The sequence below is a fragment of the Protofrankia sp. CiP1_Cm_nod3 genome (assembly GCF_982290655.1).
Genome location: NZ_CEVIVD010000016.1, coordinates 48786 through 51818 on the forward strand (window position 1 = coordinate 48786; position 3033 = coordinate 51818).

Genomic DNA, 3033 nt, shown 5'->3' on the forward strand with positions numbered 1-3033 from the left:
AGGCGCTGGCGGCGCGGTGGTGGGCCCGCGCCGGCCGGCGCGGCTGCTCTCGCCGGCCCTCACCCGCGTCCTGTCGGCCGAGGAGGAGGTCGGTGAGCTGCTGGCGCAGTTCCTCGACGCGCTGCCGTCGTTTGGGGCGGGCCTGGTGCGGCGCAGCCGTAACCGGGCGGAAACGGCGGAGGTGGTGGCGGCTTTCGGCCCGACCGGCTCGGAGCGGGACGCCCGGCGCATCCCGCTGGACTCCCGTGACGGGATCGTCGGAGAGCTGTTGCTGTGGGCACCGGGCCTGCCTGCGCCCACCGGCAGGGCGCCCACCGGCGCGGCCCGCGGGTACCGGCTCGACGACGAGGACGGCGTCCACGGCAGTGTCCGCGACAGCGTTCATGGGCGCGACAGCGTTCATGGGAACGTCCACGGCGGTGTTCACGACGGTGTTCACGACAGTGCTCATGGCGATGTCCATGACGATGTCCATGGCGGTGCCCACGACGATGTCGAGGAGCGGATCCAGCTGGTCGCCCGCTGGATGGCGCTGGCTCTCGGCGGTGCCCATCTGCGGCGGGCCGAGGAACGTCGGATCGGCATGCTGTCCTTCCTGGCCGAGGCGTCCGACCTGCTCGCGGGCAGCCTCGACACCGAGCGGAGCCTGGCCCTGCTCGCGCGCCTGCCCGTGCCCCGGCTGGCCCGCTGGTGCACGGTCCACCTGCTGCGCGACGACGGCGCGATCAAACTGGCCGCCGTCGGCCACGTGGACGAGGCCGCGGCCGGTGCCCTGTCCGCCTGGGCGGGCGACCCGGCCGGGACGCTGGTCGCCCACGTGCGGGCGGCGCTCACCGACACCGTGCGGGTGGCCACCGTCGACGGCGCTCCCACCGTCATCGCCGCGATGTGCGCCCGCCGCCGCGTGCTGGGTGTGCTGACCCTCGGCCGCGCCGCCGGGAACAGCTTCGAGGCCGACGAGATCGAACTGCTCACCGACCTGGCCCGCCGCGCGGCCTTCACGGTCGACAACGCCCGCCTGTTCCGCCAGCAGGTGGAGGTGACCGGCGAGCTACAGGCCGGGCTGCTGCCGCCCGAACTGCCCCGCATCGACGGGATCGAGCTCGGCTCGTCCTACCGCTCGGCGCGAGCCGGACTGGAGGTCGGCGGTGACTTCTTTGACCTCGTCCCGGATCCGGACGGCGGCTGGACGATCATCATCGGGGACGTCTGCGGCAAGGGCGCGGAAGCCGCCAACGTCACCGGGGTCGCGCGGGCCGTGCTGCGGCTGCTGGCGGGCCAGCGCCACAACCTGCCCGACATCATGATGGATCTCAACCGGGCGTTGCGGGACACCACCAGCTACCCGAATCCCGCTGGTCAGGGACGTTTCTGCACGCTCGCGGCGGCCCAGCTGCGCCCCCCGGGCGAACCCGGCCCCCCGAGCGAGCCCGGCCTGCCAGCAGACGAGCCCGGCCTGCCCGACGAGCCGGGGCGGTCAGGCGGCCCAGGGCCTTCGGGGGCGCGTGGTCCCGCCGGCCCGGCGCGGCCGGGTGCCCGGTCCGACGCGCGGACGGCCGAACGGGTGATGTCGATCTGTATGGCCGGGCATCCGTTGCCTGTTCTCCTCCGGGCGGACGGGACGGCCGTGTTCGTCGCGCAGCCGGGGACGCTGCTGGGGGTCCTCGACGACGAGGACGCGATCTTTCCCGAGGTGCGGGTGTCGCTGCGGGCCGGGGACGCGCTCGTCCTCTACACCGACGGGGTCGTCGAGGCACGCCGTGGCCGGGAGCTCTTCGGTGAGGAGCGGCTGCTGGCGACCCTGCGCGGCTGCGCCGGGATGTCCGCCAAGGGGATCGCGGAGCGGCTGCGGGCGGCTGCCGAGCGGTTCGCCGGCGGCCGGCTGCGTGACGACGTCGCGGTGCTCGCCGCCCGCATACCAACATGACACTCCGCGATCCAGCTCAACCTTTCCCCTGAAGGTGGTGACGGAACCAAGCGGTACCGTTACCGTACGTCATAAAAACTATCCGGCATCCGCCCGTTGACCGTGAAAGACCGGAAGTGCTTGGAATAGCCGGCCTGTGGGTAGACGTACAGGGATGTCGTCACGTCGGATTCGGTGATCAATGAATACACAGACGGGGTGGAAAAGGACATGATGACCCGCGCGTCGGCGTTGCGCCCCTCGGCCACCCACCTGCTGGTCGAGCTGCCCTACGTGCCCGCGGCCGTCCCGCAGGCACGCCGCGCGCTCAGGGAGCAGCTGGCCCGCACGAATCTGCCCGAGGAAGCCGTCGGGACAGCGGAGCTCCTGGTCAGCGAACTGGTCACGAATGCGGTCAAATACGGCAAACCACCCGTCTGGCTACTGCTCGAACTACGGCCCGGTCTCGTGCACGCCTCCGTCTCGGACACCTCCGTCGTGCTACCGCAGCGGCAGCAGGTGGATCTCGGCAGCGAGGGCGGCCGTGGTCTGCTCGTCCTGGACGCTCTCGCCGGCAGCTGGGGCGCGGTGGCGGTGGATTCGGGAAAATACCTCTGGTTCGACCTACCTGTCCAGTCACCCGTCCAGCCGTGACCTGTCCAGCCGTGACCTGTCCAGCCGTGAGCTGAACGCGCGTGCAGTTGCCACCGTCGGCCGGCCGGCTGCACGCCCTGCCCGTCAGCCGACTACCCGCGGCAACGCTGCACTGGCTGCGCGGCACGCTCGAGACACGCGGCGGCGCCCCCGGCCGATCCGCCCGTCCCCCCACCGTTCACACCGTGTCAGCGGCCTTTACCGGGACACAGCCTTTCACCGCGTCAGCGGCCTTCGCCGCGTCACAGCCTTTCGCCGACGCACAGTTTTTCACCGGGTCACAGCCTTTCACCGGGTCACAGCCTCCCGCCGGGGCGTACGCCGATCCGGTCAGCGCGTACGTTTACGATCTTGACGTCGCGGCCGGGAATGCCACCCGGCTGAAAGCGGCGCTACCGCCATGGGCCGCGATCTTCTATGCGGTGAAGGCGAACGGCTACCCGCCGGTCCTCGACGCCCTCGCCACCGGCCAC

General features: G+C 71.7%; 2 protein-coding genes and 1 pseudogene. All 3 read left to right on the forward strand.

Annotated elements, in window-relative coordinates; all coding sequences use genetic code 11:
* A partial coding sequence (locus AC5LUJ_RS05685) for a PP2C family protein-serine/threonine phosphatase (RefSeq protein ID WP_493464579.1) occupies positions 1 to 1927 on the forward strand: 1927 nt, incomplete at its 5' end.
* Between the two features lie 213 nt (positions 1928 to 2140).
* A complete protein-coding gene (locus AC5LUJ_RS05690) occupies positions 2141 to 2560 on the forward strand; it encodes an ATP-binding protein (RefSeq protein WP_445548235.1) in 420 nt (139 codons plus the stop codon).
* 41 nt (positions 2561 to 2601) lie between these two features.
* A pseudogene (locus tag AC5LUJ_RS05695) lies at positions 2602 to 3033 on the forward strand (hypothetical protein); the annotation flags it as partial.